This window comes from Escherichia sp. B1147 (assembly GCF_001660175.1).
Taxonomy (GTDB): domain Bacteria; phylum Pseudomonadota; class Gammaproteobacteria; order Enterobacterales; family Enterobacteriaceae; genus Escherichia; species Escherichia whittamii.
Genome location: NZ_LFHY01000026.1, coordinates 21,540 through 34,860, shown reverse-complemented (window position 1 = coordinate 34,860; position 13,321 = coordinate 21,540). Strand labels below are relative to the sequence as shown.

The following is a 13,321-nucleotide window of genomic DNA, read 5'->3' as shown; positions in this document are numbered from 1 at the left end:
ATCCTGTAGGCCGGATAAGATGCGTCAGCATCGCATCCGGCAATCAACCGTAGGCGGCCGCCGATTTTTACTTATTCACCATCATCAAGTGCGCCTGCATAATGTCACTGGCCGGGCGACCGTGTGCCAGTAAATCAGCCATTGCTTTAAGATATGGCGGTAGATGGCGGAAATAATGCTGATACCCAGCGCACAAATAATTCAGCCCCGGTTTGCCGCTGACATCGAGCATAAAGCGGTGTTTCGGGCAACCTCCCCAGCACGCTTTTAACACGTTGCAACTGCGACACTGCGCCGGTAACTGCTTAAATTTATCTTCACCAAAAGCCTGCTGCTGCGGAGAATCTACCATTTCTGCGATGGTCTGCTGATGCATATTCCCCAGTCGATATTGCGGATAAACAAAGTGATCGCAGGCATAAACGTCGCCATTGTGCTCAACAATTACCGAGCGTCCACAGGTCGGCTGATGATGGCAAACCGCGCCCGGCGCACCGACAAAATTGGCAAACGCCCATTCGATATTCATCACGAAAATCTTGCCGACATCGCGTTTGATCCAGTGGTCAAAAATCGCCACCAGAAACTCACCGAACGCCTCGGGGCGTACCGACCATTCCGTCAGTTCGCCCTGAATATCGCCGGGAGCATGTAATTTCAGTCCATCACGGGCAGCTGTTTCATCAGCCAGACGCTCGACCACCGGAATAAACTGGATGAACTCAACACCTGCGTCACGCAGAAAATCATAGACTTGCAAAGGTTGTAACGCACTGGTGCGATTAACGCAGACCAGCACGTTATAGTCGACATGATGCTTTTGCAGCAGCTTCAGGGCGCGCATCACCAGCTTATGCGTTGGTCTGCCGCCTTTGGTCACGCGATATTGATTGTGGATCTCTGCCGGACCGTCCAACGATAGTCCGACAAGGAAATGATGCTCCGCGAGAAACGTGCACCATTCGTCATCCAGCAGCACTCCGTTAGTCTGGAAGCTGTTACTTACCTGCCTGCCAGCACCGTATTTCGCCTGTAACTTTACGGCACGGCGGTAAAACTCCAGCCCTAACAGCGTTGGCTCACCGCCCTGCCAGGTAAAAGCGACTTCGTTTTGCGATTCGCTGGCGGCGATATAGTGGCGGACATACGCTTCCAGCGTGTCATCGTCCATATGCGTGACTGGCTTTTCACGGTAAAGGGATTGTTTTTCGAGATAAAAACAGTAGTCACAGTTCAGATTACAATCGGAACCGCTCGGTTTCGCCATCACGTGAAACGCACGCGTTGGAACCTGTTGCAGCATGGTCGCTCCTTGCCTGAAGTCGTCCTTCAATGAGTTAAGGGCGAAATCATACCGTGTGGCAATGAGTTACTACGGGCGTTTATTGCGAAGGGAGAGTGATGGAATGCACAGAAAACAAAAAACCCCGCCGAAGCGGGGTTCAAAATTGGTCGGCGAGAGAGGATTCGAACCTCCGACCCACTGGTCCCAAACCAGTTGCGCTACCAAGCTGCGCTACTCGCCGAAATACTGCTTTTTGAATTTTTAGTTCAATTCTTTAAAGTCGTGGTGCGAGGGGGGGGACTTGAACCCCCACGTCCGTAAGAACACTAACACCTGAAGCTAGCGCGTCTACCAATTCCGCCACCTTCGCATTGTCACAACTTCTAATAATGGGGTGGCTAATGGGATTCGAACCCACGACAACTGGAATCACAATCCAGGGCTCTACCAACTGAGCTATAGCCACCACTACAAATCTTGTTACGCGGTATTACTACCACCGCAGCTCAAGCGCCGGGACTAAATGGCGCGCCCGACAGGATTCGAACCTGAGACCTCTGCCTCCGGAGGGCAGCGCTCTATCCAGCTGAGCTACGGGCGCTTAGCGCCGTTGCGGGGGTGGATAATACGGACTTCCCCCCCCTCTGTCTAGTCCCTTTTTAAATAAAATGCGCGTTTGATTACGCTTTGTGCGTTTTGCCGATTATTCATCCAGCTTGTGCGCTTTACCGTGGCGATTAAGGCCAAAAACTTTATAAATCGCCGTCACCGCCAGCATGAAGATGATGCCGACAAACAGCGACATACGGGTATCTTCATTAAAGTACATCCCGATCAAAACGCAAATCAGGAATGCCATTGTTACGTAGTTGGCCCACGGAAACAGGATTGAGCGGAACGGATGGCTGGCAATCGCCGCTTTGTGTGCACGACGAAAACGCAGCTGGCTTATCAAAATCACAAACCACGGCACCATGCCCGGAAGCACGCTGGCGCTGTAGACGTAGACAAACACACGCTGTGGGTTAGGGATGATGTAGTTCAGACACGAACCAATTAACAGGATCGCAATGGATACCGCCACTCCTGCAACTGGCACGCCGTGACGGGAAACTTTCGCCATCGCCGCCGGTAACTGACGATTTTTCGCCAGCGCGTAGAGCATACGTCCGCAACTGTACATGCCGCTGTTACAGCCAGAAAGCGCTGCCGTCAGCACCACAAAGTTGATGATTCCCGCCGCCGCAGTAATACCGATTTTAGCGAAGGTCAACACGAACGGGCTGCCGTTGCTGCCAATTTCATTCCACGGGAAGATAGTGACGATAACGAAAATCGCGCCCACGTAGAAAATCAGGATCCGCCACAGCACTTTGCCTACCGCACTGCGCAGCGTGACCTGTGGATTTTTTGCTTCACCGGCGGTGATGCCGATCAGTTCCACACCCTGGTAGGACGCCACCACAATACACAATGCCGTCAGGAACCCTTTCCAGCCACCAGCAAAGAAGCCCCCATGCTCCGTGAGATTGCTAAAACCAATCGACTGCCCGCCATTGCCAAAGCCAAAGAAAATCACGCCCAGGCCAATGACAATCATCACGATAATCGTGGTGACTTTGATCATCGCGAACCAGAACTCGATTTCACCGTACAACCGTACCGCTGCCAGATTCGCCAGCGCCACCAGCGCCACCGCTATCAATGCCGGTATCCACTGCGCCATCTCCGGGAACCAGAACTGGACATAAACACCAATGGCGGTAATTTCTGAGATCCCCACCGCCATCCACATAAACCAGTAAGACCAGGCGGTGAGATAGCCAAAGAACGGGCTCATATAACGATGCGCGTACACGGCAAACGAACCGGTAACCGGCTCGAGGAACAACATTTCGCCCATTGAACGCATGATGAAAAAGACGAACAGCCCGGCGATGATATAGGCCAACAATACAGATGGCCCGGCCCATTTCAGGGTGCTGGCGGCCCCCATAAACAGGCCGACGCCAATGGTACCCCCCAGGGCGATGAGTTCGATATGTCGAGCTTCCAGCCCACGCTGTAGCTCTGGTTTGTTATCTGCCATAAATCCTCGTGTTGTGTTTGCATGTTTTTCCGGTGTTACCGGTTATCGTTATGGGTACATCGAGTGTTGCGAATGTTTTCGTAATTCAGGAGAAATGGCAAATGAAGCATTAAAAATTTGAATGCTTTGTGTAATAAAACAACAGAGTGGCGACAGAGTAACCACTCCGTCGCTTTACAGAGCAAGGGAAATCAGAGATTGCCGGTGTAATGCCAGCGTAAATAACGCAGCAAACGAAGCTGGCGCTTAATGCGGCTCGGCTGCGAAAGCAGTCTGTAGAGCCACTCCAGTCCCAGTTTTTGCCAGATTTTTGGCGCGCGTTTTACGTGACCGGTAAAGACATCGTACGTTCCACCAACGCCCATATACAGCGCATGAGGGTGCACCAGGCGGCAGTCGCGCATGAAGATCTCCTGCTTTGGTGACCCCATTGCGACGGTGACGATTTGCGCACCACTGGCGTGAATATGCTCAAACAGCGCCTGACGCTGCTCAGGCTTGAAATAACCGTCCTGGCTGCCAACGATATTCACCTTCCACTGGTCGCGCAGTTTAGCTTCGGTCTGCGCCAGCACTTCAGGTTTAGCGCCCACAAGAAACACCGGCGTCCCTTCCTTGCCAGCGCGCGCCATTACTTCTTCCCAGAGATCGGCACCTGCAACGCGGGAAACTTGCGCCTGCGGGTACTTTTTACGCACTGACCGCACGACACTAATACCATCGGCATATTTAAATTCGGCAGCGTTAATTAACTCCCTGACCTCGGCGTTATCTTCAATGGTCAGCATTTTTTCGGCATTAATGGCAACCAGCGTTCCCTGCTTAAGCTGTCCATCAGCGAACAGATAATCGAGGGCATGCTGCATATCACGCCAACCGATCAACTGTAAGCCCCGCAGCGTATAGGTCGGTGCCGTGGTGTTGTTATTCATTGTTATCCTTCAACCTGCGTCCGGAGCGATGATTTTATTCGTTTATGAATGAGTCCGGCGCTATCAAAAAGCCAGTACAGCAGTTTTGCAATCATCAGGCTTGCGCCGAAGACCACGATAAAAAAGACGACACGTGAGACAAACGAATCCAGCCCTTCGCGCGCCAGCACAATCATATTGAAGATTGCCCCGAAGCAGAAACTGTGGAGAATCGCAGCCTTATAGCGATTGGTTTCGCGGTTGCCCAGTTCATACAGCCAGTCGAACCATTTGATGATCAGACCAACCACAATCGCCCCGAGCGGGATGAACAACGCGCCGCCCATAACAACCAGTGAGCCTATAAGCGTAGGCGAGATCGCCAGCCCGGAGTGGTTATTCAGCACTTCCCAGGTAAAGTAGTTGGCGGAGTTTAGCACCATACTCGGGCGACCCGGCCACAGCCAGGAAGGGATAAAGACATAGAAATCGCGAACAATCGGTGCCAGCCCCTGGAAGTCGATGTTGTCGTAGTTCTGCAACAACAGCGCCAGATTCTCCCACGGCGAGAAGGTATCGCGGGTGAGATAGAGAAACGTATAGAACGCCTCATCGCCGCTCACGTTCATTCCATAGCGTTTTAGCGCCAGCCAGAACATACCCACAATCCCCAATACACCCGCCGCCGCCAGCATCCACAGCGAAATCCAGCCACGAATAATGCCGATAAACAGGAAGATGGCGAACGCGATAATGATATTGGCGCGAGTGCCGCCGACAATCATGTAAGTCAGCAAGCCAAAGGCAACCGTGCTGACGAGGAAAAACAGCCACGCTTTGCTGTCCTGGCGCAGAAAGTAGACCACCAGCATTGCCGGGATGAAAAAGTAAAAGAAGCGTTTTAATGCCACACCGGAGACTTCACTAGAGAAGATCTGGCTGTAGGAGTTAAGCCGGAACAGCAAAAAACCGTTGTGCATGAAGAAGATGCCGACGCTCACCAGCGCGATGCCCATCAGGATCACCCACGTGAGATTAGCTTCCACGCGGTTCATGGTAAACACGGGACGGCGCGGTGCATCAGCAACGCGTTTGCGTAAGCGTGTTTTGTAAGTGACGTAGTAAACCGCGTAGAAGCAAGCAGCAGAAAGCAGCGCCTGAAGGAGAATTTCCGGCGGCGCAACGCCGACATTAAAGCGAAATACCAGCACGCTGGTCAGCGGAAAGCCAAAGAAAAAGGTGAGCAAAAACAGCAATGAAAAGAAGACATTGAAGTTAAAGCGCACGCGGCGAAACTCAAACCAGGTCAGCGTGGCGATAAACAGCGTGCAGAGCAGCCAGACAACAAAAAGGCCGCTGAATTGCAGCAGGCTCATGCGACCTCCCCGGTGGCAATCGCCAGCGCCCGCTGCCAGCCTTGCAGATAATTCGGGCTAAAGAAGGCAATGTTGTTTTTATCCACCGACGCCAACTGACGCTGCGCTTCACGCACAATATTCTCGTTGAGATCGTCAGTGGTAAACAGCACCGGCAAATGTTGCTCTGTCATATCCTGCCAGAACGGATTTTCCCGGTTAAGCACACAGGGAATGCCAGCCTGAATCAGCAAGCACAGCGTACCAATGCCCTGCTGGCGAGCAAAAATAAAGTAGCCGAGATCGCACTGGCGAAGTAGCGCCAGATAGGCGTCAAATTCCAGTTTTTCGCTTAGAACTTGCAGATTTTCTTCGCTGAATAGCTCCAGCCCCGCCTGACGAACTTCGTCAATGTACGCTTCGTTATTAGGCGGATAGCCCATCGGTACAACCACTTTTACCGTATCGCCAAACTGCTGATGAACAGCGCGCAAGGCGGCGATATGTTCATTGCTGCGATCGCCGGAGTTCCCTACCAGAATAGTCATTTTCCCTTCACGTTGCCGATCGTTCGCCATTGTATTGAGAGAAGGGTCCATACGGGTTGGGAAATAAATCAGTTCGCCCCGCACCTTAGGATGCGTTTTGGCAAAAAAGCTCAAGTCTCCCCGAGTGGCAAACACACAGCCCACTCGCTTTTGTGCCAGTCGGCGCAGAGGATAAAAGAGTTTATATTTCAATCCACTGGAAACTTCATAGAGGTCTGCCCCCCAGATATGCCAGCAAAACTGGCTGGGCTTGATTCCGCCATTAAGCAGCGCCAGCCACAGCTTGGGATTGAATTGACCGTGGAAGAAAAACCGCTGCTGGCGGTTAGCTTTCGCTTTAGCGATAACGGCTTCTGCCAGTGACCTTTTCCCCGCAAAAAAGCGGATAGTGAGTGCCGGACAACTATCACTTAAGCCGTCGTCCTTGCCAGCAACCATAAACTCGCGCGCGTGCTCGCTCGTCGCGGCCAGCGTGTCATTGAAAAACCGCAGAACGGTTTGGTTATGGTGAGGGATATCCGATCCCAGTACGTGAATCAGTACAGTCATGCCCGCCTACGCCAGAGTAAAAACACGCCACAACAAAGAGAAAAATAGACGATATAGGTTGCCATATAGGCCTGCGCCGCGCCCAGGGCGCCATGCGCGGGGATCAACCAGTGGGCAAATACCATCAATAAAGTGAACTGACTGACTTCCGCCAGAATATAAAACCGCAGCGACGCTTTGGCGATCACCAGATAACCAAAGACATAAGCGCCCACTTTTAACACATCGCCGACCAACTGCCAGGCAAAGAGATCGCGCATGGCGGTAAATTTATTCGACAGCAGTAGCCAGATGGCAAAATCACGCAGTAGCCAGACGGTAAAACTCGCCGCCGCCACGGCCGGTAAAACGAATTTCAGCGATTTAACCACTTCCCTGGTAATATCGCGCTTTTCCGTTAGCCGCGACAACGTGGGCAATAAATACACGCTAAAGGAGGCTGTAATAAATTGCAGGTAGGCGTCGGAAATACTGCTCACCCCTTGCCAGATACCCACTTCATCCCAGCTATACTGCGCTGCCAATAGTTTACGCATCATGATGTACGCAACGGGCAAGGTCACCGACGTAATCAGCGCCATGAGCGTGAACTTACTCAACTGCCCCGCCAGACCGTTATCCCAACAGGGTTTCAGATAGCTTAACGGAATAGCGCCACGCTTAATTAACATGACGGCGGCAGGAATCACTACCAGCGCGGGAATCAGCGCCAGACCAAGCAACGCGCCTTCATAACCGCCAAAACGGTAACTGACATAATAAGCGATAACGCCAATCAGGCTGCCGACAATCAGCGATAACGCATTACCCGCGGCATCGCGAAAGCCTTTCATCAACGCCAGTAACAGGTTGCCCCAGGCGATGCCCATTTGCACCAGCGCCACTAAACGCACCAGCCCCTGATAGTCGGTATTACCGAACAATCCCAGGCTGATTGGCGCAGCCGCCAGCACAAAGACCAGTGCCATCAGCGTGGAGAAGCCAAGCACCATCGCTGATGAAGTGCCGACCACGCGGCGCAGGTGCTGCGGATTATCATGGTACTGGGCAACGTATTTGGTTACACCGTTAAAGATGCCCGCCCCGGCAAGCACGCCGAGCACGGTAATCAACTGGCGGAAATTTGCCGCCAACCCTAGTCCTGCCGGACCAAATGACACTGCCAGTAATTTACCAACCAGTAACCCAGCGCCAATCTTGACCAGTGTACTGGCCGCCGTCCACAAGGACGCTTTTGCCAGCGACATATCAGGAGAAGTAGTTCAACAAGGTCGCAATTACCGTGCGCTGATTGACGGGCGACAGATTGTAGAACAGCGGCAGGCGCAGCAAGCGCTCGCTCTCTTTGGTGGTGTAGCGATCTTCGCCGTGAAACTCACCAAAGCGTTCACCCGCAGGGCTTGCGTGTAGCGGAATGTAATGGAACACCGCCATAATTTCCGCTTCTTTCAGGAAGTTAATCAGCGCACTCCGGTCATCATTATCCCGCAGCTTAATGTAGAACATATGCGCGTTCTGCACGCAGCCATCGGGAATCGACGGCAGCTCGATACGCCCGGCTTTCGCCAGAGGTGCTAACGCATCGTAGTAGTTTTGCCACAGCGCCAGACGTTGCTGGTTGATACGTTCAGCGGCTTCCAGTTGCGCCCACAGATACGCTGCTTGCAGATCGGACATTAGATAGCTGGAACCGATATCGCGCCAGGTATATTTATCGACCTGACCACGGAAGAACTGGCTGCGGTTAGTGCCTTTTTCACGGATGATCTCCGCACGTTCAATCAACGCTTTATCGTTAATCAGCGTCGCGCCACCTTCACCGCCCGCCGTGTAGTTTTTAGTTTCATGGAAGCTAAAGCAGCCAATATGACCAATGGTTCCCAGCGCACGCCCTTTGTAAGTGGACATCACGCCCTGAGCGGCATCTTCCACAACAAACAGGTTATGCTTTTTCGCCAGTGCCATAATGGTGTCCATTTCACAGGCCACGCCCGCGTAATGCACCGGCACGATAACGCGCGTTTTATCGGTGATCGCCGCTTCAATCCGCGTTTCGTCGATATTCATGGTGTCCGGGCGGACATCAACAAAAACGATTTTAGCCCCACGCAGCACAAATGCGTTGGCGGTGGAAACAAAGGTGTAGCTCGGCATGATAACTTCATCGCCCGGCTGGATATCCAGCAGCAGCGCCGCCATTTCCAGAGAAGCGGTGCAGGACGGCGTCAGCAGCACTTTGGCGCTGCCAAAACGTTGCTCCAGCCACTGCTGGCAGCGACGGGTAAAACCGCCATCGCCACACAGTTTGCCGCTACCCATTGCCGACTGCATATAGTCGAGTTCGGTTCCTACCACCGGCGGTGCGTTAAATGGAATCATGTGATCACCTGTATAACCAGTACGCGGTGCTTTCTACATTCGCACCACTTTGTATGTATCGTCTAAGCGCGGCGGTGTTGCCCATCTGGGTCGCCACCCGCAATGTTTTTTTACCGCGAGCATACGCCCAGTTTAGCGCTGCTTGCATCAGGTGTGCACCTGCTCCGCGTCCTGCCAGTAAACCAATGCGCGCGTCAGTGACATTCAACTCTCGCAGAGACACATAGCCGCGAATCTCGCCAGAGGCCGCGCGTAAAACCAGGCATTGATGATCAAAGGTGCCGCGCACGGCATTTTCAATCCACTGTGCGTAAAAGCGACCACTGGCGTCGGGCGCATACCACGGCATACGAAACCGGCTTTGTGCGAATGCTTCACGGGCTAACTGGCGTAGTACTGGAATATCTGATTCTTGAGCCACTTCCGCATGGCTTTCACTGACGTTGATCACGGGCAGCGCCAAATCCACTTCCCCTTCTACCAGTGAGAATCCCAGCTGTTGCAGGGCATCCAGTTCATCGGTATTGGATGCGGCAATTTTGGCCTGTACCCGTGACCACGGCGCCAAAACGTCTGACGTCAGGAGCGGTGCGTCAGGACTAATGCGAACGATAGCGCTGTTAACGCCAAAGAAGGCGTTTTCCCAGATTAGTGGTTCAATACTGGCGCGGACGGGCATTCGCTATCTCCCTCAAAACAGTCATTCACTGTAATCAGCGCCAGACCCCTTTGGTATCCACGACATACTGCTGCTGAACATCATCGCCGCTAATGGCTTTAAACTGGCTGTGATCGACCAGCATCACCAGTACATCTGCCGTCGTCAGTGCTTCGTCAAGCTGCGCCAGCGTGCAAAGCCCGGTCAGTTTTTTCGGCAACTGGTGAATGTTAGGCTCAACAACCAGCGTTTCGCCGCTGTGCCACTGGGCGATCAGTTCAGCGATTTCCATCGCCGGGCTTTCGCGCAGATCATCAATATTCGGTTTAAACGCCAGACCAAAGCAGGCAATTTTCAGCTCGCTGGCGCGTTTATCAGTGGCAGCCAGACAATCAGCGACCGCCGCTTTCACCTGATCGATAACCCAGAAAGGCTTGTTGTCGTTCACTTCCCTGGCGGTGCGGATAAGCCGCGCCTGCTGCGGGTTCTGCGCCACAATAAACCACGGATCAACAGCGATACAGTGACCGCCCACGCCAGGCCCAGGCTGAAGAATATTGACGCGTGGATGGCGATTCGCCAGACGAATCAGTTCCCAGACGTTAATTCCTTGATCGGCGCAAATCAGCGACAGTTCGTTAGCAAAAGCAATATTCACGTCGCGGAAGCTGTTTTCTGTGAGCTTACACATTTCCGCCGTCCGCGAGTTAGTAACAACACACTCACCTTCGAGGAAAATTTTGTACAGTTCGCTGGCGCGCGCCGAGCAAACTGGCGTCATGCCGCCAATGACGCGATCGTTTTTAATCAGTTCGACCATCACCTGGCCCGGCAACACACGTTCCGGGCAATAAGCAATGTTGACGTCCGCCTGCTCGCCCACCTGCTGCGGGAAAGTCAGGTCCGGACGCATCTCTGCTAACCATTCTGCCATCTTCTCGGTTGAGCCCACCGGCGAGGTGGACTCAAGGATCACCAACGCGCCTTTTTTCAGCACAGGCGCAATGGAGCGGGCAGCCGATTCAACGTAGGTCATATCCGGCTCATGATCGCCTTTAAATGGCGTTGGGACAGCAATCAGCCAGGCATCAGCCTCAACCGGCGTCGTGCTCGCTCGTAAAAAACCACCTTCTACGGCAGTTTTTACCACGCTCGCCAAATCAGGTTCGACGATATGGATTTCGCCACGATTGATGGTTTCAACCGCTTGTTGGTTGATATCGACACCAATCACCTGTTTTTGCCGTGAGGCAAACGCAGCTGCCGTTGGCAGCCCGATATAACCTAGTCCGATAACAGAAATGGTCGCAAAACTCATAGTGATATCCGATTATTTTTTAACGCTTCCAAAATGCGAGAGCATGCCTGACCATCACCATACGGATTATGGGCTCGGCTCATTGTTTGATATTCATCTTCGTCTTCTAAAAGACGCGTCACTTCCTCAACGATCCGTTGTTTATCCGTCCCCACCAGACGTACCGTACCCGCGGTCACCGCTTCTGGGCGTTCGGTGGTATCGCGCATCACCAGTACCGGTTTACCCAGAGAAGGAGCTTCTTCCTGAATGCCGCCAGAGTCAGTCAAAATCAACCAGGCGTGGTTCATCAACCAGACAAACGGTAAATACTCCTGGGGATCGATCAGAATGACATTTTTCACATGCCCCAGAATGCGATTGACCGGTTCTCTGACATTCGGGTTAAGGTGTACCGGATAAACAATCTGGATGTCCTGATGAGTGGTAGCGATTTCAGCCAGCGCATGGCAGATTTCTTCAAAGCCACGACCGAAGCTCTCACGCCTGTGACCGGTCACCAGAATCATCTTTTTATCGGGATCGATAAACGGGTAATTTGCCGCCAGTTCTGAACGCAGCGTATCGCTGCTCATGACCTGGTCGCGCACCCACAGCAGTGCATCAATTACTGTATTACCGGTAATAAAGATTCGGCTGTCAGCGACGTTTTCACGCAGCAAATTTTGCCGGGAAGTTTCAGTTGGTGAAAAATGGTACATCGCCAGATGCCCGGTCAATGTACGGTTAGCCTCTTCCGGCCACGGCGAATAGAGATCGCCTGTGCGCAGTCCGGCCTCAACGTGACCAACAGGAATACGCTGATAAAACGCTGCCAGGCTGGTTGCCAGTGTGGTGGTAGTATCACCGTGAACCAGCACAACGTCTGGTTTGAACTCGGCAAGAATAGGTTTTAGTCCTTCCAGAATACGACAGGTTATCTCTGTCAGGCCCTGTCCTGGCTGCATTATGTTGAGATCGTAGTCAGGTACAATGGAAAAGAGTTTCAGCACCTGATCGAGCATCTCCCGATGCTGCGCAGTGACGCAAACTTTAGCCTCAAAAAAAGGATCTTTTGCCAACGCATGCACCAACGGCGCCATCTTGATGGCTTCCGGGCGCGTACCAAATACAGTCAGTACTTTCACATCGATTCTCTTCGAATAAGCGGCGAGCGCCTTTGCGCTCACCACAGCTGTGTTGCTATTTCGAGCAACGGCGGGTTAATGCGACACCAGCCCCGATCAGCCCCCCGACAATGCCCCACATGATCATCAGGAAGGCACGACGTGGGCTATCGCGTTTTACCGGTTCTTCCGGTGTACGCAAATAGCGATAGGTCTGAAAACGCGGATCCAGGGTTGGACCAACATTAAGGGTGTTTAACATGGCCCGATTCTGATCATAGTCGAGATCAAAGGCTGGGCCGACAGCCTGTAAATTTTCCAGTCGCGCCTGGAGCATCGGGCGCCCCAACAAGAACATTTCTGAATCAGGTAATTCCTCGGCTGGTACATCTGTCGCACTGCGAGAAATATTGTGTTGCTCGGCGATTTTCAGTGCCTGTTCAATACTGTTCATTCGGCGGTCGTAGATGGACTTAGCCACTTCTTCCTGACGCTTCACCTGAGCTTTCATCTGAATAGTGCGCGCTGCCCATGCGCCTTTCAGCTCATCATTCAGATGGCTGGCTGCACGCTGGCTGGCAAAAGCAACATATTGACGAAGCAGGTTATTAGCATCGGGGGCGGTTTCGGCAACCAGCTTAACGCTGTCATTGACCGCGCGGGCGAAATCACCAGGAATAAACAGGATGTTGTTGATCATTTCATCCAGCAGAGCCGCATCAGCCTTACTATTTCCGACCATCCGCTGTTTGTAATAGTCAGTCTGCAACCAGAAATCGCGGCGGGTATCCCACGATGCCAGTTGCATAACAAACTCTTTATAGGCTTCATCCATGACCGATGGTTGGTCGGCAGGGGCCATATTTGAACGAACATCCAGGTTACGCAGAAACTGCTGCTGCGAGTAGTACCCGCCCAGCATATTCACGGTTGGACGATCGGTAATCGCCGTCGCGCTCCACTCCTGACGCGCAAAAAAAGTATACGCCAACGCGATTAAGGCAAACGCCAGCCCCATGCCAATAATCCACAGCTTCCCAGCCCACAAGGTACGAAACAACCCACGAATATCCAGTTCATTTTCAGCGTCTTCGGCTGGTTTCCCAGGCATTGGTTGCGTCAT

Annotated in this window: 11 protein-coding genes and 4 tRNA genes; all 15 read right to left on the bottom strand. The window is 52.7% G+C overall.

Annotation, left to right across the window (positions count from 1 at the left end; genetic code table 11):
• Positions 1–67 precede the first annotated feature (67 nt).
• The gene (locus A9180_RS21680; RefSeq protein ID WP_064530538.1) at positions 68–1,303 is read right to left on the bottom strand and encodes an anaerobic sulfatase maturase; all 1,236 of its coding nucleotides are present in this window, start codon (positions 1,301–1,303) and stop codon (positions 68–70) included.
• Positions 1,304–1,449: 146 nt separating this feature from the next.
• Positions 1,450–1,526: transfer RNA gene (locus A9180_RS21675), tRNA-Pro, on the bottom strand.
• A 42-nt stretch (positions 1,527–1,568) separates the two neighbouring features.
• Positions 1,569–1,655 (bottom strand) — tRNA-Leu (locus A9180_RS21670).
• A gap of 20 nt (positions 1,656–1,675) precedes the next feature.
• A tRNA-His gene (locus A9180_RS21665) sits at positions 1,676–1,751 on the bottom strand.
• A 58-nt stretch (positions 1,752–1,809) separates the two neighbouring features.
• A tRNA-Arg gene (locus A9180_RS21660) sits at positions 1,810–1,886 on the bottom strand.
• Between the two features lie 102 nt (positions 1,887–1,988).
• Complete coding sequence (thrP, locus tag A9180_RS21655) at positions 1,989–3,374, bottom strand: bifunctional threonine/serine APC transporter ThrP (RefSeq protein WP_064530537.1); 1,386 nt, start codon at positions 3,372–3,374, stop codon at positions 1,989–1,991.
• 191 nt (positions 3,375–3,565) lie between these two features.
• Positions 3,566–4,306: a lipopolysaccharide N-acetylmannosaminouronosyltransferase gene (gene wecG / locus A9180_RS21650; RefSeq protein ID WP_064530536.1), complete on the bottom strand. Its 741-nt coding sequence runs from the start codon at positions 4,304–4,306 to the stop codon at positions 3,566–3,568.
• A 2-nt stretch (positions 4,307–4,308) separates the two neighbouring features.
• Positions 4,309–5,661 carry an ECA oligosaccharide polymerase gene (gene wzyE / locus A9180_RS21645; RefSeq protein ID WP_064530535.1) on the bottom strand — a complete coding sequence of 451 codons (1,353 nt, stop codon included), beginning with the start codon at positions 5,659–5,661 and terminating at the stop codon, positions 4,309–4,311.
• A complete protein-coding gene (gene rffT, locus A9180_RS21640) occupies positions 5,658–6,737 on the bottom strand; it encodes a TDP-N-acetylfucosamine:lipid II N-acetylfucosaminyltransferase (RefSeq protein ID WP_064530534.1) in 1,080 nt (359 codons plus the stop codon). Before rffT ends, wzyE begins: the two co-directional genes overlap by 4 nt.
• On the bottom strand, positions 6,734–7,984 hold the full coding sequence (wzxE, locus tag A9180_RS21635) for a lipid III flippase WzxE (protein WP_064530533.1): 1,251 nt from the start codon (positions 7,982–7,984) through the stop codon (positions 6,734–6,736). Before wzxE ends, rffT begins: the two co-directional genes overlap by 4 nt.
• A gap of 1 nt (position 7,985) precedes the next feature.
• Entirely contained in the window at positions 7,986–9,116 is a 1,131-nt protein-coding gene (gene rffA, locus A9180_RS21630; RefSeq protein WP_064530532.1) for a dTDP-4-amino-4,6-dideoxygalactose transaminase, read from the bottom strand.
• A gap of 4 nt (positions 9,117–9,120) precedes the next feature.
• Complete coding sequence (gene rffC, locus A9180_RS21625; protein ID WP_064530531.1) at positions 9,121–9,795, bottom strand: dTDP-4-amino-4,6-dideoxy-D-galactose acyltransferase; 675 nt, start codon at positions 9,793–9,795, stop codon at positions 9,121–9,123.
• Positions 9,796–9,829: 34 nt separating this feature from the next.
• Entirely contained in the window at positions 9,830–11,092 is a 1,263-nt protein-coding gene (wecC, locus tag A9180_RS21620; RefSeq protein ID WP_064530530.1) for a UDP-N-acetyl-D-mannosamine dehydrogenase, read from the bottom strand.
• A complete protein-coding gene (wecB, locus tag A9180_RS21615) occupies positions 11,089–12,219 on the bottom strand; it encodes a non-hydrolyzing UDP-N-acetylglucosamine 2-epimerase (protein WP_064530529.1) in 1,131 nt (376 codons plus the stop codon). The genes wecC and wecB overlap by 4 nt, the downstream gene beginning before the upstream one ends.
• A gap of 55 nt (positions 12,220–12,274) precedes the next feature.
• On the bottom strand, positions 12,275–13,321 hold the full coding sequence (wzzE, locus tag A9180_RS21610) for an ECA polysaccharide chain length modulation protein (RefSeq protein ID WP_064530528.1): 1,047 nt from the start codon (positions 13,319–13,321) through the stop codon (positions 12,275–12,277).

Bases quoted from the DNA above. Each gene is read 5' to 3' on its own strand.
- wzxE (WP_064530533.1), bottom strand. From the start codon at position 7,984: ATGTCGCTGGCAAAAGCGTCCTTGTGGACGGCGGCCAGTACACTGGTC.
- A9180_RS21680 (WP_064530538.1), bottom strand. From the start codon at position 1,303: ATGCTGCAACAGGTTCCAACGCGTGCGTTTCACGTGATGGCGAAACCG.
- wzzE (WP_064530528.1), bottom strand. From the start codon at position 13,321: ATGACGCAACCAATGCCTGGGAAACCAGCCGAAGACGCTGAAAATGAA.
- rffT (WP_064530534.1), bottom strand. From the start codon at position 6,737: ATGACTGTACTGATTCACGTACTGGGATCGGATATCCCTCACCATAAC.
- rffC (WP_064530531.1), bottom strand. From the start codon at position 9,795: ATGCCCGTCCGCGCCAGTATTGAACCACTAATCTGGGAAAACGCCTTC.
- wzyE (WP_064530535.1), bottom strand. From the start codon at position 5,661: ATGAGCCTGCTGCAATTCAGCGGCCTTTTTGTTGTCTGGCTGCTCTGC.
- wecG (WP_064530536.1), bottom strand. From the start codon at position 4,306: ATGAATAACAACACCACGGCACCGACCTATACGCTGCGGGGCTTACAG.
- thrP (WP_064530537.1), bottom strand. From the start codon at position 3,374: ATGGCAGATAACAAACCAGAGCTACAGCGTGGGCTGGAAGCTCGACAT.
- rffA (WP_064530532.1), bottom strand. From the start codon at position 9,116: ATGATTCCATTTAACGCACCGCCGGTGGTAGGAACCGAACTCGACTAT.
- wecC (WP_064530530.1), bottom strand. From the start codon at position 11,092: ATGAGTTTTGCGACCATTTCTGTTATCGGACTAGGTTATATCGGGCTG.